The sequence below is a fragment of the Microbulbifer sp. genome (genome assembly GCF_036563125.1).
Lineage (GTDB): Bacteria > Pseudomonadota > Gammaproteobacteria > Pseudomonadales > Cellvibrionaceae > Microbulbifer.
On record NZ_DATCMV010000063.1, the window covers coordinates 1 to 19,079 of the forward strand.

General features: G+C 60.8%; 22 protein-coding genes. 14 read left to right on the forward strand and 8 right to left on the reverse strand.

Features of this window, described 5'->3' with window-relative positions; genetic code table 11:
• The 12 genes from VIL80_RS04800 to rsd form a co-directional block, all read left to right on the forward strand.
• Positions 1 to 424: hypothetical protein (locus VIL80_RS04800; RefSeq protein WP_332035011.1), on the forward strand; the 424-nt coding region annotated here is incomplete at its 5' end.
• Complete coding sequence (locus VIL80_RS04805) at positions 421 to 726, forward strand: winged helix-turn-helix domain-containing protein (RefSeq protein WP_332035012.1); 306 nt, start codon at positions 421 to 423, stop codon at positions 724 to 726. The genes VIL80_RS04800 and VIL80_RS04805, both read left to right, overlap by 4 nt.
• 164 nt (positions 727 to 890) lie before the next feature.
• On the forward strand, positions 891 to 1,103 hold the full coding sequence (gene rpmE, locus VIL80_RS04810; RefSeq protein ID WP_318952583.1) for a 50S ribosomal protein L31: 213 nt from the start codon (positions 891 to 893) through the stop codon (positions 1,101 to 1,103).
• A gap of 23 nt (positions 1,104 to 1,126) precedes the next feature.
• Entirely contained in the window at positions 1,127 to 1,951 is an 825-nt protein-coding gene (locus VIL80_RS04815) for a thermonuclease family protein (RefSeq protein WP_332035013.1), read from the forward strand.
• A 180-nt stretch (positions 1,952 to 2,131) separates the two neighbouring features.
• A complete protein-coding gene (locus tag VIL80_RS04820; protein ID WP_332035014.1) occupies positions 2,132 to 3,385 on the forward strand; it encodes a malic enzyme-like NAD(P)-binding protein in 1,254 nt (417 codons plus the stop codon).
• A gap of 289 nt (positions 3,386 to 3,674) precedes the next feature.
• Entirely contained in the window at positions 3,675 to 4,151 is a 477-nt protein-coding gene (locus VIL80_RS04825) for a hypothetical protein (protein WP_332035015.1), read from the forward strand.
• A gap of 128 nt (positions 4,152 to 4,279) precedes the next feature.
• The gene (gene gshA, locus VIL80_RS04830; RefSeq protein ID WP_332035016.1) at positions 4,280 to 5,869 is read left to right on the forward strand and encodes a glutamate--cysteine ligase; all 1,590 of its coding nucleotides are present in this window, start codon (positions 4,280 to 4,282) and stop codon (positions 5,867 to 5,869) included.
• A gap of 6 nt (positions 5,870 to 5,875) precedes the next feature.
• The gene (locus VIL80_RS04835; RefSeq protein ID WP_332035017.1) at positions 5,876 to 6,463 is read left to right on the forward strand and encodes an acyl carrier protein phosphodiesterase; all 588 of its coding nucleotides are present in this window, start codon (positions 5,876 to 5,878) and stop codon (positions 6,461 to 6,463) included.
• Positions 6,464 to 6,490: 27 nt separating this feature from the next.
• On the forward strand, positions 6,491 to 6,982 hold the full coding sequence (locus tag VIL80_RS04840) for a disulfide bond formation protein B (protein ID WP_332035018.1): 492 nt from the start codon (positions 6,491 to 6,493) through the stop codon (positions 6,980 to 6,982).
• A gap of 6 nt (positions 6,983 to 6,988) precedes the next feature.
• A complete protein-coding gene (locus VIL80_RS04845; RefSeq protein WP_332035019.1) occupies positions 6,989 to 7,387 on the forward strand; it encodes a CidA/LrgA family protein in 399 nt (132 codons plus the stop codon).
• Positions 7,377 to 8,135, forward strand: coding sequence for an LrgB family protein (locus tag VIL80_RS04850; RefSeq protein WP_332035020.1), 759 nt, complete (start codon positions 7,377 to 7,379; stop codon positions 8,133 to 8,135). Before VIL80_RS04845 ends, VIL80_RS04850 begins: the two co-directional genes overlap by 11 nt.
• Positions 8,136 to 8,250: 115 nt before the next feature.
• Positions 8,251 to 8,718: a sigma D regulator gene (gene rsd / locus VIL80_RS04855; protein WP_332035021.1), complete on the forward strand. Its 468-nt coding sequence runs from the start codon at positions 8,251 to 8,253 to the stop codon at positions 8,716 to 8,718.
• 88 nt (positions 8,719 to 8,806) lie between these two features.
• On the opposite strand, the gene VIL80_RS04860 is transcribed toward rsd, so the two are convergent.
• A complete protein-coding gene (locus VIL80_RS04860) occupies positions 8,807 to 9,607 on the reverse strand; it encodes an FKBP-type peptidyl-prolyl cis-trans isomerase (protein WP_332035022.1) in 801 nt (266 codons plus the stop codon).
• Between the two features lie 157 nt (positions 9,608 to 9,764).
• Between VIL80_RS04860 and VIL80_RS04865 the strand changes: the two genes are divergently transcribed.
• Positions 9,765 to 11,081: a histidine kinase gene (locus tag VIL80_RS04865; protein WP_332035023.1), complete on the forward strand. Its 1,317-nt coding sequence runs from the start codon at positions 9,765 to 9,767 to the stop codon at positions 11,079 to 11,081.
• A gap of 20 nt (positions 11,082 to 11,101) precedes the next feature.
• Here the strand turns inward: VIL80_RS04865 and VIL80_RS04870 are convergent, their stop codons facing one another.
• Entirely contained in the window at positions 11,102 to 11,662 is a 561-nt protein-coding gene (locus VIL80_RS04870; protein ID WP_332035024.1) for a TIGR02444 family protein, read from the reverse strand.
• 67 nt (positions 11,663 to 11,729) lie between these two features.
• Between VIL80_RS04870 and VIL80_RS04875 the strand changes: the two genes are divergently transcribed.
• Positions 11,730 to 13,640 (forward strand): ABC-F family ATP-binding cassette domain-containing protein, encoded by a 1,911-nt coding sequence (locus VIL80_RS04875; RefSeq protein WP_332035025.1) that lies wholly within the window; start codon positions 11,730 to 11,732, stop codon positions 13,638 to 13,640.
• A 57-nt stretch (positions 13,641 to 13,697) separates the two neighbouring features.
• On the opposite strand, the gene VIL80_RS04880 is transcribed toward VIL80_RS04875, so the two are convergent.
• From VIL80_RS04880 to ftsE, 6 genes are all read right to left on the reverse strand, one after another.
• The gene (locus VIL80_RS04880; protein ID WP_332035026.1) at positions 13,698 to 14,522 is read right to left on the reverse strand and encodes an outer membrane beta-barrel protein; all 825 of its coding nucleotides are present in this window, start codon (positions 14,520 to 14,522) and stop codon (positions 13,698 to 13,700) included.
• Positions 14,523 to 14,611: 89 nt separating this feature from the next.
• The gene (gene trmB, locus VIL80_RS04885; protein WP_332035027.1) at positions 14,612 to 15,349 is read right to left on the reverse strand and encodes a tRNA (guanosine(46)-N7)-methyltransferase TrmB; all 738 of its coding nucleotides are present in this window, start codon (positions 15,347 to 15,349) and stop codon (positions 14,612 to 14,614) included.
• A 213-nt stretch (positions 15,350 to 15,562) separates the two neighbouring features.
• A complete protein-coding gene (locus VIL80_RS04890; RefSeq protein ID WP_332035028.1) occupies positions 15,563 to 15,940 on the reverse strand; it encodes a DUF423 domain-containing protein in 378 nt (125 codons plus the stop codon).
• A gap of 262 nt (positions 15,941 to 16,202) precedes the next feature.
• On the reverse strand, positions 16,203 to 17,057 hold the full coding sequence (gene rpoH / locus VIL80_RS04895) for an RNA polymerase sigma factor RpoH (protein WP_318952566.1): 855 nt from the start codon (positions 17,055 to 17,057) through the stop codon (positions 16,203 to 16,205).
• A gap of 344 nt (positions 17,058 to 17,401) precedes the next feature.
• Positions 17,402 to 18,412 (reverse strand): permease-like cell division protein FtsX, encoded by a 1,011-nt coding sequence (gene ftsX, locus VIL80_RS04900; RefSeq protein ID WP_332035029.1) that lies wholly within the window; start codon positions 18,410 to 18,412, stop codon positions 17,402 to 17,404.
• Positions 18,396 to 19,079 (reverse strand): tyrosine ABC transporter ATP-binding protein (ftsE, locus tag VIL80_RS04905; RefSeq protein WP_332035030.1); only part of this gene is annotated, 684 nt, incomplete at its 5' end. The genes ftsE and ftsX, both read right to left, overlap by 17 nt.

Sequence of the window (19,079 nt, forward strand, 5' to 3'; positions counted from 1 at the left end):
GGGACTTTACTGGTTGGTGGCGGGTTTCGGTGGCGGCCTGTTCAGCTGGTGGCTGGGGGCTCGTCAGAGCCGACGCCACGGAGTCAACAATCCCAAACTGGCCCGCCGCTATGGATTGCACTGGTCGCTGATGGGTGCCGCTTTCCTGCTGTGTTTCATACCTCTGCTGCTGGGGCGGGTATCTCCGGAGATGGGCGGAGCCAACTTCCTGCTGGTTACCGGAATCGGCTATGGTCTCGCCGGTGTGCACCTGGAACGGCCGCTGCTGTGGTGCGGCATCCTGATGCTAGCGGCCTACGGGGTGATGATTGCACTGATGCCTCCCTACACTTGGACCATCACCGGCTCCACCGTCGGACTCGCCCTGTTCTGGGCCGGTTTGAGCCGCCGCGCCGCTCTCCGCACTGCGGGCGGTGCGGCATGAAGGCGCTAGCCGCTCTCGACTCCCTGTTCGAGCACCGTATCCGTCTCGGTGCCTGTGTACTGCTGGCAAAACACGGCGAGCTGACCTTCGCGCGTCTCAAGGCACAGTTGCAGGCCACCGATGGCAATCTCGGCGCCCAATTGCGCAAGCTGGAGGAGCAGGGCTACCTCAGTAGCCGTAAGGATTTCGTGGAGCGTAAACCGACTACCTGGTACCAGCTAAGCGACACTGGCCGGACCGCGCTGGAGGCGCATATGGCGGCACTGCGGGCACTGATAGACGCAAGTGGCACGGGCGTCTGAACCGGCGCCGAACGGTGACGCCCCGGGCACATTTGAACTTGTATCAACGGGCTAATCTGGTAGTATGCGCCGACTTTTTAAACAGCCCGGGGAATTCTCCCCTGAACCAATGACGATTCCGTGCTCAGCAAAAGACTGGGTGGCGGTGTCGAAAAGAGGCCATCATGAAGACCGATATCCACCCGAATTACGTTCAGATCACTGCCACCTGCTCCTGCGGCAACGAGTTCAAAATGGGCTCCACCCTGGGCAAGGACCTGCAGCTGGACGTGTGCTCCAACTGCCACCCGTTCTACACCGGCAAGCAGAAGCAAGCGAGCACCGGCGGCCGCGTAGACCGCTTCAAGAAGCGTTTCGGCAGCCGCATCTCCAAGTAAGTATCGGCACGCCGCGCACCGGAATGACCCGTTTGTTCCCGGTGGCAGAAAAGGCATTCAGGGCCTCCCTGAGTGCCTTTTTTTATGCCTGTTTTTTGCTGCTGGCGACACTGGCTCCCGCCCACGCCGACTGCGTGCTCGGCGAACCGGACGAGGTGGTGGCACTGAAAAAGGTCGTGGACGGCGACACCCTGCGCCTGAAAGACGGCCGCCGGGTGCGCCTTATCGGCGTCAACGCCCCTGAGCTGGCCCACGGTCGGCGCCAGGCCCAGCCGCTGGCACGCGAGGCCAAGGAGTTCACCGAGCGCTTTCTCGAAGGTGGAGATGTGGAGCTGGTGTACGACCGCAGCCGCTACGACAACCACGGCCGTGTACTGGCCCATGTGTATAACCACCGCGGCGACAGCCTGGAATCGGCATTACTCGCCGCCGGGCTCGCCTTTCACGTCGCCATATACCCCAACCTGGCGCTCGCCGAGTGCCTCGCCATCCGCGAGCAGGACGCACGCACCCATAACCGCGGCGTGTGGGCCCCCGGGGTGTGGCCGGAGCTCAAGGCGGCGGATATCAAACCCGGCGACGGCGGCTTTGTGCTGCTCACCGGCACCGTGAAAAAAGTGGAGCACAACCAGTTTGTCTGGCTGGAGCTGGATGGCCCGGTGGCGGTGCGCCTCAGGAGCGGGCGGGATTATGGCCACCAGAATGGGGACAATTGGCAAGGGCGCAAAATAGAAGTGAAAGGCTGGCTGATCGATCGTGGACCGAAATATATATCCCAGAATAGGCAAAATAAACGCTGGTTTATTTCGTCAGACTCAGAATTCACCATTCAAATTAGTAGAAAATAACCCGCGAGATCAATTTTTGAGCTTGTGAACTTCCGGTCGCCTCAGTTATTCTTCGGGCCGCGGACAGGGGAGGCGAGCAAATCGTCTTTCCGACAATAAAATCAATATATCCGCGGTAACCCGCGCGCCCCAGCCACAGAATGCCGGCCGCGCAATCCAGACCAAAGAGATGACACCCCAATGACCAACTCCCTGCGCCAGGCAGCGCTGGATTACCATGCCCTGCCAACACCGGGCAAACTCTCGGTGGAGCTGACAACCCCCGCCCACACCCAGGAAGACCTGTCCCTCGCCTACAGTCCCGGCGTCGCCGAGCCAGTGCGCGAGATCGCCAAGGACCCGGAGGCCGCGTACCTCTACACCGGCAAGGGCAACCTGGTAGCGGTCATTTCCAACGGCACCGCGATCCTCGGCCTCGGCAACCTGGGCCCGCTGGCGTCCAAGCCGGTGATGGAAGGTAAATCGTTGCTGTTCAAGCGCTTCGCCGACATCAATTCCGTGGATATCGAGGTCGACACCACTAGCCCCGAGCGCTTTATCGAGACGGTGGCCGCGATTGCCAACACTTTCGGCGGCATCAACCTCGAGGACATCAAGGCGCCCGAGTGCTTCCATATTGAAGAGGCGCTGATCCAGCGCTGCTCGGTGCCGGTGTTCCACGACGACCAGCACGGCACCGCCATCGTCACCGTGGCGGGCATGCTGAACGCACTGGAGATCCAGGGTAAGAACATCAGTGACGTGCGTATCGTATGCCTGGGCGCCGGCGCCGCCGCCACCGCCTGCTGCAAGCTGCTGCTGGCAGCGGGAGCAAAGAAACACCACATCACCATGCTCGACAGTCGCGGCGTGATTCACTCCGGGCGCACCGACATCAACGCTTATAAGGGCGAGTGGGCGCGGGATACCGAGATGCGCACGCTCGACGACGCCATCGAGGGCGCCGACGTGTTCCTCGGGGTATCCGGCCCGGACCTGCTCACTGCCGAGCAGCTGGCGCATATGGCGGAGAAGCCGGTGGTGTTCGCCTGCTCCAACCCCAACCCGGAAATCTCCCCTGAGCTGGCCCACGCCACCCGCAGCGACCTGATCATGGCCACCGGTCGTTCGGACTACCCGAATCAGGTAAACAATGTGCTGTGTTTCCCGTTCATTTTCCGCGGGGCACTGGACGTGCGCGCGACGCGCATTAACGAAGACATGAAGCTGGCGGCGGTCGAGGCGCTGCGCCAGCTGGCGCACGAACCGGTGCCAGACGCGGTGCGCGCGGGTTACGGCGGTGTGGAACTGAGCTTCGGCCCGGACTACATCCTGCCGAAGCCGATCGACCCGCGCCTGCTGCCAGAAGTGGCGGCGGCGGTGGCGAAAGCGGCGGTGGAGAGCGGTGCGGCGAGACTGCCGTATCCGGCGCACTATCCGCTGAAGGCGCTTTAAGGTTTGATTCCGCGCCGCTTTCCGCGAAGGTGGCGATAGCGGGTACAGCCTTGTGAGACCTTCCGCGAGAGGGACCTCGCGGAAGAGCCCCCAAGGATGGGTTTAGGGGGGGCGCCTAGCTCGTGTCTCACAAGGCTGTACCCGCTAGCGGCACCGCCACCGGGGCACCAGCCGAAGTGGAATTCGCTTGCAAGCAGCTTCCTATCATCCCAATCCCGACACAATTCTTGAGCCTCCCCCCCTCCACCGCTAAACTGCCCCTCATGTTTGAGCAGAGTTTCCTCCCCGCATGAGTCATGTCTATGTGCTGACCAATCAGCACCAGCTTTTTTTGAGCAAAAGCAACGAATGGATCGACGGCCGCGATAGCGCCCGCTTGTTCCGCACCGAGTACAAGGACGTCGCCATCAACCAGATGTTTGAGGCCAACACTCGCGACGTCACTCTGCGCATCGAGCTGCTCGAATGCGGGCTCGATACCAAGAAAAACCCCCAGATCCCCGCCGACGCCCTGTGCGACGAACCGCTGCATGCCCATGCCGGCGAAGGCAGTGAGGAAGCGGCGGAAGAGGGTGGCGACCCGGATGAGCTACCGCAGCCAGACCCGAGTGAAGTGCCACCGGAATACAACCCGGAAGTAGATCCACAGCCCGCGCCGGAAGTGGAACCGGATCTGCAGCCGGAAATCGACCCGGACCAGTATCCCGGCGACACACCGGAAATAGAGCCGGAGCAGCCGCCGGAGTCCATCGTCGGCCAGCCCTGACGACACCTTTTAAGACCCACACTCCCTTGAGATGTGATTCTGCGCCCCCACTTAGGCGGGATACGCAGACTACCCCGATCGCGGCACATCCGGCGCAAACGCCGACCGGCTGCGCACAGGAGATCCCAGTGCCCACATTCAATCTGGCCGAACTGGCCCAGCCGGAAGCCCTGTCCCTGCTAAAGGGCATTCGCCGCGGCATCGAAAAAGAGAGCCTGCGGGTGACCCCCGAGGGCGAACTGGCGCAGACCGACCACCCCCGTGGACTGGGGTCTGCGCTCACCCACGACTGCATCACCACCGACTTCGCGGAAGCGCTGCTGGAATTCATCACCCCGCCGGTGGCGACGCCGGAGCAGGCGCTGGAAAAGCTCGACCAGATTCACCGCTTTACCTACAGCCAGATGGGCGATGAGCGCCTGTGGGTCAACAGCATGCCCGGGCGTATCGGCCGCGATGCGGACATTCCCGTCGCCCGCTATGGCAGCTCCCACAGCGGCACCATGAAGACCATTTACCGGCTCGGCCTCGGCCTGCGCTACGGCCGCGCCATGCAGACTATCGCCGGCATCCACTACAACTTCTCGCTGCCGGACGATTTCTGGCAGTGGTTGCAGGCCAAAGAAGGCAGCACCGAGTCCCTGCAGGATTTCAAGACCCGCCGCTACTTCGACCTGATCCGCAACTTCCGTCGTCACTACTGGCTGCTGATCTACCTGTTCGGCGCTGCGCCGGCGGTGTGCGGCACGTTCGTACAGAACCGCCAGCACAACCTGCAGTCCTTCGACGGCGACGGTCGCAGCCTGTATACGCCCGACGCCACATCGTTGCGCATGGGCGATCTCGGCTATACCAGCGATGCACAGAAATCCCTGGTGGTCTGCTACAACGACTTGCGGAGCTACCTGATTACCCTGTGCTCCGCCATCAGCCTGCCGTACCCGCCGTACCACGAGCTGGGCGTGAAGGATGCCGATGGCGAATACCAGCAGCTGTCCACCGGGCTGCTGCAGATCGAAAACGAGTTCTACTCGCCGATCCGCCCGAAAAATCCCGCCGGCATGGGCGAGACCGCGCTCTCCGCCCTCGACGCTCGCGGTGTCGAATACATCGAAGTGCGCTGCCTCGACCTGAACCCCTTCGTGCCGCTGGGTATCGAAGCGCCGCAGATGCGCTTTCTCGACGCCTTCCTGCTGCACTGCCTGCTCAGCGACAGCCCGCAGACCGACGAGGCCGACTATCGCGCGGTGCAGGAAAACCAGGCGCGCATCGTCTACCGTGGCCGCGATCCGGAACTTCAGCTGATTCACAACGGCAGTGAGCGCAAACTCACCGCCTGGGCGACGGAACTGCTGGACGAAATTTCCCCCATGGCCGACCTGCTGGATCAGGCCTGGCAGGGTCACGACTACCAGCGTGCCGTCAGTGTCCAGCGCGACAAGATTGCCGGCAAGATCCCGACGCCCGCCGCACAGGTGCTGGCGGAAATGCACGAGCACGGGCAGACGTTCTTCCAGTGGGCCAAGGCCAAGGCCGAACAACACCGCCAGTATTTCCTCGAGCGCCCACTGGACGCGACGGAACAGGCGGAGTTCGAGCGCCTCGCGCAAGAATCCCTGCAGAAGCAGCGAGATGTGGAAGCGGCGGACAAGGGCAGCTTCGAAGACTTTCTCGGCCGCTACTACGCGCAGTACGTATTCTGCCAGCGCGCCCTCTGACCGCGTATGAACTACCTCGCCCATCTACTGCTGTCCGGTCCCGATCCGGACTGGCAGCTGGGCGGGCTGCTGGGGGATTTTGTCAAAGGCCCCCTGAAGGGCGAGCGCCCCCAGCCCATCGAAGACGGCATCCGCCTGCACCGGCGCATCGACCTGCTGAGTGATCAGCATCCCGCTTATCTCTCCGCACTTATCCGGCTCGGCCCCCAGTGGCGCCGCCTCGGCGGTATTACCCTGGATATCTGGTTCGACCACCTGCTCGCCAGCCACTGGCACCAGTGGTCCGCAGAGTCCCTGGAAACCTTCGTCGACAACTGCTGGTCCAACTTCCGCGAACGCCGTCAGTGGATACCGGAAAACGCGCAGGCATTTATTCAGCGCGCCGAGCAATTTAAACTGCTGCCCGGCTACCGCGAGGTAGAAGTTATCCAGCGCACCCTTGAGCGCGTCGGCCAGCGCCTGCGCCGCCCGCAGCCACTGGCGGAAATGCTGCCGCTGCTACTGGCAGACCGCGCCGCACTGGAGCAAGATTTTCATTCACTGTTTACCGACTTGTCGCAACAGGCTGCACTGTTCCGGCGGCACTCACTCTGACGGCAACACTCCGGGAAAATAATTACCATGACCCTGCCAACTCCCCGCACGACTTTTCTGCTGATGTTCCTCGCTGTGGCGTTCGTACTCGGCACCGCTTTCTATCTGGAATACGCAAAAGGACTGGAACCCTGCCCGCTGTGTATCACCCAGCGGGTGATGTTCCTCGGAGTGGGGCTGGTGTCCCTGATCGCGTTCCTGCACAACCCCGCAACCATCGGTCGCCGCATCTACGGCCTGCTGGTCTCCCTGTGGGGCCTGGGCGGCCTGTACTTTGCCGGCCGCCAGCTGTGGCTGCAGAGCCTGCCGGCAGACCAAGTGCCCGCCTGTGGCCCCGGCATCACCTACATGGTGGAAATGTTCCCCATGTCCGAAGTCATCAAGACCCTGCTCAGCGGCGACGGCAACTGCGCGGAAGTGAAATGGACCCTGCTCGGCCTGTCCATTCCCGGCTGGGCGGCGGTGGGCTTTGTCGGGCTGATCCTATTCGGTCTGTGGCAGGCGTTCCGCAAGCGCTGATCGACCGTGCCCCAGATCAAAAACGTTTGCCACTGGCTGCTTGGGGCCGCGCTGCTGCTACTGTTTGACGTGGCCGGGCGCAGCCTCACCGCCACCTTCGCGCTGCCGATTCCGGGCTCGGTGCTCGGCATGCTGCTGTTGCTGCTGGCACTGATGCTTTTCGGGCGCGTGCCCTCCGGGCTCGCCATCGTCAGCGAACAAATACTTCGCTTGCTGGTACTGATTTTTCTGCCCGCCTCGGTGGGAATCTACTTTGTGCGCGATCTGTCCAACGGCGACTGGCTCGCCCTGGTCGCCGCCATGGTTATCGGCACCCTGATCAGCTTCGCGCTAACGGCACTGATGCTACAGCGACTGCTGCTCGGCAGGGGCGGGCGCCGCCGTGGAGAGCGCGGTGAAGGCTGAATCTGTCAGCGCGTGGCAGCAATGGCTGACGCAATTACAGCAAGTGGCCGCCACCTTTGCCGAGCCACTGTCGGTATCCCACCCCCTGGTGATACTGCCGCTGAATATTCTCGGCTTCTGGTTCGGCCTAAAGATTTACCGTCGCGCCGGCACGCCGATTTTGCACCCGGTGGTGGGGGGCAGCCTGCTGGTGCTTGCGGGACTGCTGCTGTTGGGCTTGGACTTTCCCGCCTACCAGAGTGGCAGCGGACTTCTCTACCTGCTGCTCGGCCCCGCCGTCGTCGCCCTCGCCATCCCACTCAAACAAAACCTGCAGGTGGTGCGCAGGGCGGGCTGGCCATTGATGCTGGGACTGCTGTTAGGCGCCGTGCTGGCGCCGCTGGTGGCCGTGGTCATCGCTGCATTGCTCGGCGGCAGCCGCACCGTGCTGGTAGCCCTGACCACCAAGTCCGTGACCACGCCGGTGGCATTGGCACTGGCGCAGGAACTGCACGGAGTCCAGAGCCTCGCCGCCGGCGTGGTGGCATTTACCGGTATTGTCGGCGCGGTATGCGGTCCGGGTTTGCTGCGTATGCTCGGTATCTCTGACGAGCGCGTGGTCGGCTTTTCCATGGGGATCAACGCCCACGCTATCGGTACCGTGCGCGCGCTGGAAATCAGCGCGCTGTGTGGCGCCTTTTCGGCGCTGGCGATGGGGCTGTGCGGCGCATTGACCGCACTCCTGCTGCCAGTCCTGGTAACGCTGTAATCAGCTAGACGAATTTCTCGTTATGGCGTTTTTTTCTGCGCCTTTCTTGCCGGCAAAGGCATAAGCTTCTACATTCCAATAAGCAGCTGTAGAAGTCACAAAAGGAAACTTGGAGATGCTGGAAAACTGTAAAAATGCGCAGGAGCGCTGGGGTGGTGTCAGCCAGATTATCGACCGCTGGCTGCAGTCACGTCAGGCGCTGCTGGTGAGTTTTTGCCACCTGTCGGAGAAAAAGGAAATTGCCGACGGCGACCGGGAAGTGGAAGCCAGTGTGCGCACCCTGTGCCAGCAGCTGGTGGACTATATTTCTGCCGGACACTTTGAGATCTACGACCAGCTGATTCAGGAAGGTCAGGCATTCGGGGACAGTGAGGGACTGGAACAGGCGAAATCGCTCTACCGCGAAATCGACGCCACCACCGATACCGCCGTGGACTTCAACGACAAATACCAGGAGACCGACGACCTCGAGTCTCTGGCGCAGGATCTCTCCGAGTTGGGTGTGGCACTGGAAACCCGTTTTGCGGCAGAGGATCGCATGATCGATACACTGCATACCGCGCACAAGAATCAGCTTGCCTGAGTGATCTTTCGGTCGGGCAACAAAAAAAGGGGCCAATGGCCCCTTTTTTGTTTATCACGCTTGCGAAGAACGCTGCGCAGCACATCCCTTAGTGGTTGTGCCCGTCATCCGCCTTGCCTTCCTCTACAGCGTCCTGCTCCGCGGCACCTTCATCATTGCTGACGTCGGCCTTGTGCAGTTCCACCTCAAAAATCAGAGTGGAGTTGGGGCCGATCAGACCGCCGGCACCACCCGGGCCATAGGCCAGGTCAGAGGGGATGTAGAGCTCCCACTTGGCGCCCTGCTTCATCAGCTGCAGCGCTTCGGTCCAGCCCTTGATGACGCCGTTTACCGGGAACTGTACCGGCTTGCCGTTTTTGTAGGAGCTATCGAATTCGGTGCCGTCAATCAGGGTGCCTTTATAGTCCACTTCAACCACGCTGGTCTCGGTCGGGCTGGGGCCGGTGCCCTCGGTAATCACCTTGTACTGGAGGCCGGACTCGGTGGTTTTCACACCTTCTTTCTTGGCGTTTTCTTCCAGGAATTTCTTGCCGTCTTCCAGGTTCTTGTCTGCGGATGCCTTGAACTCGGCTTCCTGCTTAGCCATCAGTTCTTTCTGCTTGGCCTGCATGTTTTCCTGGAATACCTGGATGACCTGCTGCTTTTCCTCTTCACTCAGACGGGACTCGCGGCCGCTGGCCACATCTTCCAGTGCCATAGCAACAATTTTCGGATCCAGCGCTACCTCCTGGGTCTTGAGGCGGTTAGCCATATCTTCGGCGATGATATAGCTGACTTTCTGCTCCTGGGTCTCGAGCTTGATATCCGCAGTGCTTGCGGATTCCTGTTTGTTACAGCCGACCAGTGCAATACCCAGTGCAACCGCAGCAGCCAAAGAAGTTTTATTCATGAGAATGATCTCTTTATTTCCGTGAAACATTATATGTGTCGAGTAGGGCTACTGATCCGTCCACCCCTCTCTGCTGTTGTACACCCAGACAACTGCGCGCATTGTGCGGCAGATCACAGTTACGTCGAGTCCGGCCAGCGACAGGCAAGTCTAACCCATGCAGATTGTGGCTGCACACTGCCCGGTAAGACGCCAAATCGCGCAGGATGTTTCATTTCCGGGTAACTTTTTTCACACCTATGACAGGGAGCCCGGATCGCGCGAGCAGCATGGCAAAGCCATGGTCAGGAAAATGCCAGGATCGACCGGGTATCAGGGATGCACTTCCGAAATAACAGCGCTATTATCAGCTTTCAACCCTGATTTTTTCTCGGATAAGAAAGGTGGTTCTGCGCTGCCGGGAGTGAGTCCAGGGTCCCGATCAAACCGATACCGACAACTCGATTCAACCGCAGGATTTCGACTCATGGCCGCCAAACGCAAAGCCGCTGTATCTATTGCCGATCTGGAAAAACAGATTGCTTCGATCACCACCCAACTCGACAAGGCGCGGGCCAAAGACGCGGCCGATGCCGAAAAAGCCCTGAAAAAAGCCACCAAGGATGCCGCCACTGCCCAGGCCCAGGTGAAGAAAGCCAAAGACAAACTGGCTGCCGCGCGCACCGCCGCAAGCAAGGCCAAGACCGCCGCTGCGAAAACCTCTGCGAAGAAAAAAGTCGATACTGCCAAGGCCACCGTCGCGAAGCTGGAGAAGTCCGCCAAAGACGCGACCAAGCTGGCCTCTGACGCCGCAGCAGCTGAAGCTGCCGCTAAACTGGTGGTGAAAACCGCCGAGACCATTCGCAAGGCAGGTGAAGCGGCTGGGAAGAAAGTACTGGGTGCGAGCAAGCCCAAGAAAAAAGCTGCTGCAAAGAAGACTGCGGCCAAGAAGGTCACCACCAAGAAAGCCACTAAAAAAGTAGCGGCCAAAGCCGAGGCAGCACCAGCCAGCGAGAAAAAAGCCAGCCCGAAGAAAACCGCGGCTAAAAAGGCTCCGGCAAAAAAAGCTGCAGCGAAAAAGGCTCCCGCCAAGAAAGCAACAGCCAAGAAAGCATCTGTGAAGAAGGCCGCTGCGGCCGAGGTAAAAGCGGAAGCGGCAGCCACCGAAGCCAAACCGGCGAAGAAGGCTAGCGCGAAGAAAGCAGTAGCCAAAAAAGCCAGCCCGAAAAAAGCAACCGCACCCAAGGCAAAGACCAAGACCAACGGCAGCAAACCGGCGGCAACTCAGGAAAAAGCACCGGCAGCGACTGAGATCACCACTCCCGAGCCAATCATGGGCAAGACCTCAGAGCCCAAGCCGCTGATGCCGGAAACCAGCTCCATCGCGATCAATCCCGTCACTCCGAGTATCACCCCCAGCACCCCGGCCAACAGCCTGTTTGCCACCGAGGAAAACCCGCACTACGGTCCGGAAGAGCACAAGCACAAGTATTGAGTTTGGCGTAATGCGCCCGCTCAGCAGTTGTCGGGCGCAGTACCCGGTGTGGAATTCGTAACAGCATCCAGTGGAGATGTCCCGCGGGCGACGCCAATGCCGGTACTGTAAGCATCGATCAGGCCCGCCCAGCGGGCCTGATCTTTTTGTAGCAGGCCATACTGCTGCCCAGCCAATTCCAGCGGCGAGCGGGTTTCCGGCCATGGCTCGCCGTTCAGTTTCCACAGTGCCGCCAGCTGCCGCTGTTCCATACGCAGCTCACTGCGTTTGCACCACTCGTACAGCCAGCCTCCTTTATTGACCCGCGCCAGCCAGCGGCGGAGATTGCGCACGCTGTTGATCATGCGCCGTCGCGGCGCCAACCCGCGGTCCGCCACTCGCCAACCTTCCTCGCTCAACTGGCGTCCGCAGGCGCTGGTGTAGCTCGCCCACAACAGCAGGCACACGTCCGCTCCGCGGGTGTCCTGGCACTCGAGCAGGAAGTCCGCGACCTGCGGCTGGCGGTAAAACTCCAAACTGAAATCCCACAGCGGATTCTGCAGTGGGGAGAGCGGCGGAGATGGAGGTGCGGTTTCTGTCACGATAGAATCCCGGCGTTTTGTTTTCGGATAGCCTAGTCAATATCCGGCGAATTCAAAGAGGTTTCCATTGATCAATCTGCAAGGCGTTTCGCTGCAGGTGGGCGGACGCGACCTGCTGCGCGATGCCAGCTGTCGTATATTCCCCGGCCACAAGGTAGGTATTATCGGCGCCAACGGCTGCGGCAAGTCCACCCTGTTCAAAATGCTGCTGAAACAGCAGGAGAGCGACGCAGGCTCTGTCGAGCTTCCTTCTGGCTGGGAAGTCGCACACATGGCCCAGGAGGTCTCTGCCAGCGACCAGAGCGCGCTGGATTACGCCCTCGACGGCGACCACCGCCTGCGCCAGCTGCAACAGGAACTGGAAGCGGCGGAAGCCGACGGCAGCGACGGCAAGCGGATCGGCGAACTGCACGAACGTATGGCGGCGATCGATGGTTACAGCGGGCCCGCGCGGGCGGCGCAGTTGCTGGATGGCCTCGGGTTTTCCCACGCCGACCAGCAGCGCCCGGTCAAAAGCTTTTCCGGTGGCTGGCGCATCCGCCTGAACCTGGCCCGCGCACTGATGTGCCCGGCGGACCTGTTACTGCTGGACGAACCCACCAACCACCTGGATCTGGATGCAACCCTGTGGCTGGAGCAGTGGCTGCAGCGCTTTCCCGGCACCCTGCTGATCATCTCCCACGACCGGGATTTTCTCGACGCAGTGGTCGACGGTATTGTCAGTTTCGAGCAGCAATCGCTGGTGCTCTACAGCGGCAACTATACGTCGTTCGAGCGCGCCCGTGCCGAGCGCCTGGCACAGCAGCAGGTGCAGTACGAGAAACAGCAGGTAGAGCGCGCGCACATGGAAGACTTCGTGCGCCGCTTCCGCGCCAAGGCCTCCAAGGCCAAGCAGGCGCAGAGCCGCCTCAAGGCGCTGGACCGCATGGCGGAGATCGCCCCGGCGCACGTGGACTCGCCGTTCCGCTTCCGCCTGCCGTCGTCGGACAAGGTTTCCAACCCGCTGGTGGACCTGCGCGAAGCGGTTATCGGCTATCCGGGTAAAGTCATCCTGCCGCGGGTGGAACTCGGCATTCAGCCCGGTCGCCGGATCGGTCTTTTAGGCCCGAACGGCGCCGGTAAATCGTCCCTGATCAAGACCCTGGCGGGTGAGCTACCGCTGCTGGGTGGCGAGCGCCAGTGCGGCGAACACCTGAAAATCGGCTATTTCGCCCAGCACCAGCTGGAAGCACTGGATTCCAACGCGTCGCCGCTGCTGCATGTGCAGCGTCTCTCTCCTGACGCCAGTGAACAGCAGCTGCGGGATTTCCTCGGCGGTTACGGGTTTGTCGGCGACCGGGTGTTCGAGCCTGTGGGTGGCTTCTCCGGCGGCGAAAAAGCGCGGGTGGCGCTGGCACTGTTGGCGTGGCAGAAACCCAACCTGCTACTGCTGGACGAACCCACCAACCACCTGGATCTGGAGATGCGCCACGCGCTGACGCTGGCGCTCGCCGAATTCCCCGGGGCGATGATCCTGGTATCCCACGATCGCCACCTGCTGGCCAACACCACCGACGAATTCATCCTGGTGGCGGACGGCCGCGCGGAGCCGTTTGACGGCGACCTGGAAGATTACAAACAGTGGCTGCTCAGCTTCAAGCGTGAGGAGAAACGCCAGAGCAGTGAAGTCCAGGGTGTAGTGGACAACAAGCCAGCGGAAGACAAAAAGGCACAGCGCCGCGCCGCCGCCGCGTTGCGCGAGCAGCTGAAGCCGCTCACCAACAAGCTCAAAAATATCGAGCAGAAAATGGCGAAGGCGGAAAAGGAGGTTCAGGAAATCGACCTGAAACTCGCCGATGAAAACCTCTACAGCGGCGGCCAGCAGGACGAGATTGCGCGCCTCACCCAGGCACAGGGACAGGCGCGGGAAACGCTGGAAGAGCTGGAAATGGAATGGCTGGAAATTTCCGAACAGCTGGAAGCGGCGCGCGACGCCTAGGCAGCAGGACAATTCCAATCAGCAAAGGGCGGCTGCGGCGCCCTTTGCCAAAAAGAATTACTTGGAAAAGTCCGCGGGGTTGTACGGCTCCCGCGGGCAACCGTCGTCGTTCACGGCCATGCCCAGAGGGGTATTCGGGCACTGGTCCATATAGTCGGGTACACCGTCGCCATCGCTGTCGATGGGACAACCGCGCATATCCACATCGATACCTACCGGGGTCTGTGGGCACTGGTCCAGGTTGCTGTAGACACCGTCACCGTCCCAATCCCGCGGTACCACGTCATCCCGCCACTGATAACCAATGGCGAGGCTCACAAATCCGTCGAGGCCACCTTCCTCAACCCCCTGAAAGCCGCGCACGTCCCCGCGCAGCTGCCAGCGTGGGGCGAGGCGGTATTTGAGGCCGGCGCCGAAATTGACCATGGTCTGGCGGTTGTGCCAGCTGTCCGGATAACCGTAGGAATCCTCGTCAATGCGAATTTCACCGGCACCCGCCACCACATAGGGCTGCCAGTCATAATTGCCACAGAATTGGCCGGCGAACTGGTACATCAGGTCGAGGTGGTAGTTCTGCACGCCCACGTCTTCGGGGATATCCTCCACGTTGACACTGAAATAGTCGTACACGCCTTCGACAACCCAGCGGTCGGTGACGTTGTAGCCGAAACCGAAACCACCGCCGGCGCTATCCTCCAGCTCAAAGCCGAAGTAAGGCGTACCGTCGAGGCGCGCGCCATCAAACCAGTAGTAGCCGCCGTTCAGGTACAAATTGAGAGTGCCCTCGCGGTCGGCGAAGGCGTGGGTACTGCCCAGCAAGACGACACCACCCAGCAGCAAGTTGCGCAGAAATTTACGGGCGGGAATTGAGCTTTTTGTCATTGTGGCTCCGGAGCATCCATTTACCGGTAGTCTGAAGATAGCACAGCGAACCCGAGCGCCGGGCCCGCTGACCAGGCATCATTCGACGCTTATTTTTTCTCGTACAGCAGATCCCAGACGCCATGACCGAGGCGCTCACCGCGACGCTCAAATTTGGTCTGCGGGCGGAATTCCGGGCGGGGGGCGTAGTTGCCCTTGCCAGCGGTATTTTCCAGCATGCTTTCCGCTTCGAGCACTTCCAGCATCTGTTCGGCGTAGTTTTCCCAGTCCGTGGCCATGTGCATAAGGCCGCCGGGTTTTAATTTATTGCACAGGAGTTTTACGAACTCGGGCTGCACAATGCGGCGCTTCTGGTGCTTTTTCTTGTGCCAGGGATCGGGGAAATACAGCTGGAAGCGGTCGAGGCTGCCATCGGCAATGCAGTCGTTCAGCACATCGACGGCGTCGGCCATGTACACCCGCAGGTTTTTCAGTTCTTCCTTGCCGGCGTTGTTAATCAGGCGACCGACACCCGGTGGGTGGACTTCGATGCCGATAAAGTCTTTGTCCTGTTCGGCTTTAGCCATTTCCAACAGGGAATCGCCCATACCGAAGCCGATTTCCAGCACCACCGGCGCTTCGCGGCCGAATACTTCTTTCGGGTCGATACTGCCGTCGAACAGGGACAGACCGTAAGGTCCCCAGTAGTTATCGAACGCGCGGCGCTGGCCTTCGGTCATGCGGCCGGCGCGGATGACATAGCTGCGGATGGATTTCTTTTTGAATTCGGTGCGGTAGGGGAAGTCCTCTTCCTCACCCGCCTGTTCGTTGATGGGTTCTTCTTGCATCGCTGTTTGGTTACCTCTGTGCTTCGTAGCCTTTTGTACTGGGCTCCGTAGCTGGTGCATTGGCGGTCAAGCACCGGGTATGGGTTTTCAGAACCGCTGTGAACCCATCCCTGGGCGCTGCGGCGCAAACATCCTGTTTGCGACGCTTCTGAAAACCCATACCCGGCACTCGGCCTTCGATTTGGAGTTTTCTACATTGTTGCTTAGTCGCGCTTACTTTGTGTAGCCGAGTGCGGCGATAAACAGTGCTATCCAGCCGCCGATCATCAGGGCGCCACCCAGCGGGGTGATTGGGCCCAGCCAACGTGGGCCACCAAATGTCAGTCCGTAGAGGCTACCCGAGAAAAACAGGATCCCAACGGCAAATAGTGCGCCGCTGACAATCAGTGAAGTTTTTGCACCGACCTGGTTGATCAACAGCGCTATGCCAATCAGGGCCAGCGCGTGGATCATCTGGTAGTGGACCCCGGTTTTATAGGCTTCCAGCAGGTTTTCCGCGACCTTGTTGCGTAGACCATGCGCGCCGAAGGCGCCGAGGATGACACCTGTGCCGCCAAAAAACGCAGCCAGCAATAAATACAATTTAGCCATTCAAATTTTCCTTTCGTCATGGCTTACGAAGTAAATCTGTTCAATGCGAAGGGGAAGTGCTGGGTATGGGTTTTCAGAAGCGTCGGCAACAGGGATGTTGCCGACGCAGCGTACAGGGATGTATTCACAGCGGTTCTGAAAACCCATACCCAGCGCTTCCCCGCCACCGAGCCAGCTTAAAGCCGCAACACCCACAAACCCCCAGATAAGAAAAAACCGCGCATAAAGCGCGGTTCTTAAATCCGGCCATTCAAGAGGACTATCAGGCCTCCATCGCCACCCGGACTTTCTTCATGGCGTTCTTTTCCAGCTGGCGGATACGCTCGGCGGAAACACCGTACTTGTCGGCCAGCTCGTGCAGGGTGGCTTTGTTGTCGGTCAGCCAGCGCGCCTCGATGATATCGCGGCTGCGGTCGTCCAACTGCTCCATTGCCATCGCCAGGTTGTTCACACTGGTTTCTTCCCAGTTGTCCTGCTCCAGCATCATTGCCGGATCGTAACGACGGTCTTCCAGGTAGTGTGCCGGCGCCTGCCATGCGGACTCGTCATCATCGTCCACGCCGGCGTCGAACGCCGCATCGTGAGCCGCGAGACGGCCTTCCATATCGTGCACGTGCGCCACGTCCACATTCAGCTCTTCCGCCACGCGCTTGGCTTCCTCATTGGTCAGCCAGGCCAGCGACTTCTTGTGGCCGCGCAGGTTGAAGAACAACTTGCGCTGCGCCTTGGTGGTCGCGATTTTCACAATGCGCCAGTTGCGCAGGATGAACTCGTGAATCTCCGCCTTGATCCAGTGCACCGCAAAAGACACCAGGCGAACCCCCTTCTCGGGGTTGAAACGCTTCACCGCCTTCATCAGGCCCACGTTGCCCTCCTGAATCAGGTCACCCTGGTTCAGACCGTAGCCGGAGTAGGACTTGGCGATGTGCACCACAAAACGCAGGTGAGACATGACCAGCTGACGGGCAGCTTCCAGGTCATTGTTGTAGTAGAGATCTTCCGCGAGTTTCTTTTCTTCCTCGGCGGTCAGTACGTCAAAGCCGCTGACTGTCTGGATGTAGGCGTTAAGGTTTCCGCCCGGTGACAGTGTATGGATCGGCTGCAGACTGGTTCCCATTCAGGATTCTCCTCGTAACTCTTAGTTGCCCCGCTTGGCACTTGCTGCCCGGACTAATTCTTACCGGGACCAGTAGTTTGCGGCGGCCTGCTCCAACCGGCCCTTGGCTTGCTCAGCCTCAAAGCGGCACCGGAAGTGCAGAGTTGGCCACAGTGTAGCACCCATGGAAGGAAATGGAACCCCGTTTGGGGCCGCCCGGCAAACCTCGCCAGGCCTTGATTTCCGGTGGGTTAGAGCAGTTATCCACAGGGGGAGTTCCGGGCGGGAGGCAGGCTTTACGAATCTTGACTGACCAGCAGGTCAAAATTGTTATTTGACCTGCCGAACAGACATGCGAAGACGGCCTAGCGGGGCTGAATGGCCGAAATATGCCGTGCGACCGCCAGCCAGGCGCCGGTCAGCCCCAGCAACGCCGCACCACCGGCGAGTCCGAGTAAATAAGTGACCCCAGGGCCATCCAGCCGGAAACTGCTGCCGTAGAGGTTCGACAATCCGCTCACCGGGCCCGCCAGCAGCCAGACCCCGAAACTCACCAGCAGCCAGGCAATCAGCCCACCCACCAGACCATACACCAGACCGGTATACAGAAAAGGCCGGCGCACGAAGGCGTCGGTACCGCCCACCAGCTTCACCACCAGAATTTCTTCCCGCCGACTCTCGATATGCAGGCGAATACTGTTCACCACCACCAGCAGCACCCCCAGCGCCAGCAGGAACGCCAGCCCCAGGCTCATACGGCGCCCCAGCTCTGTAAGCTGTGCCAGTCGCTGCACCCACGCCATATCCAGCACCACGGAATCCGTGAGCGCGCTTTCACGCAGGCGGTCTGCCAACGCTTCCAGCGCTGCACTTTCGGCCCCGGACGGACGCACCAGCAATACCGCCGGCAGCGGATTGCTCCCCATTCCGGCGAGCGCGTCACCCAGTCCCGACGCCTGCTGGAATTCCTCCAGCGCCTGCTCCGGGGAAATGTAGGTCACCTCGGCCACCAGTGGATCCGCGCGCAACTTGTCCGTCCAGGCGGAAACCGCGTCCTCCTTGGCACGTTTGTCCAGGAACACCGAAATCTGCGGCTGCCCATCCCAGCCCGCCACCGCGCGCTGGAAATTGGTGAGCCCAAGCTGCAGCGCCGCGGGCAGTGCCAGCGCAATGGCGATCACCAGTGCGGTCATGCCGCTGGACATGGGCGATGCGAAAAAACGCACCCACGACTCGTGCCACATCTCTTTGTGGTGGCCCAGCCAGCTGCGCAGGCGATCGCCGCCACTGGTGCGCGCGGTGACAGCGCCGGCGGCGCGCGGGCGCTCAGCCGGTGTTTGGGTGGCGCGGGAGGGAGAATTAATACGCTGGTTCACGGCTAGGGTATCCGTCGTAAATCAGTTGCCCCTGCTGCAGGGTGAGGACGCGCTGTTTCATGCGCGCGATCAGCTCGAGATCATGGCTCGCGATCAGCACCGTGGTACCCACCGCATTGAAATCGCGGAACAGCCGCATGATCTCTTCCGACAGCTTCGGGTCCAGGTTGCCGGTGGGCTCGTCCGCCACCAGTACCGCCGGCTTGTTCACCACCGCGCGCGCGATGCCCACCCGCTGCTGCTCACCGCCGGAGAGCACAATGGGGTTCTGGTTTTCCTTGTGCAGCAGGCCCACCTTGTCCAGCGCCGCGCGCACCCGCCGGCCGACCTCGCGCTTGCTGCAACCGGAAACCGACAGCGGCAGGGCAACGTTGTCGAACACGCTGCGGTCGAACAGCAGCTGGTGGTTCTGGAACACGATGCCGAGATTACGGCGATAGTAGGGGATCTGGCTGTTGCGCAGCCGGTTGAGATTCTGCCCGCCGACGATGACATTGCCGCGGGTCGGGCGCTCGATGGCGGTAAGAAGCTTCAGCAGGGTGCTCTTGCCGGCACCGGAGTGGCCGGTAAGAAACACCATTTCCGCGCGCTCGATTTCCAAGCTCACGCGCCCCAGCGCGTCCTGCCCGGACTCATAGCGTTTGTTGACGTTATCGAATTGGATCAT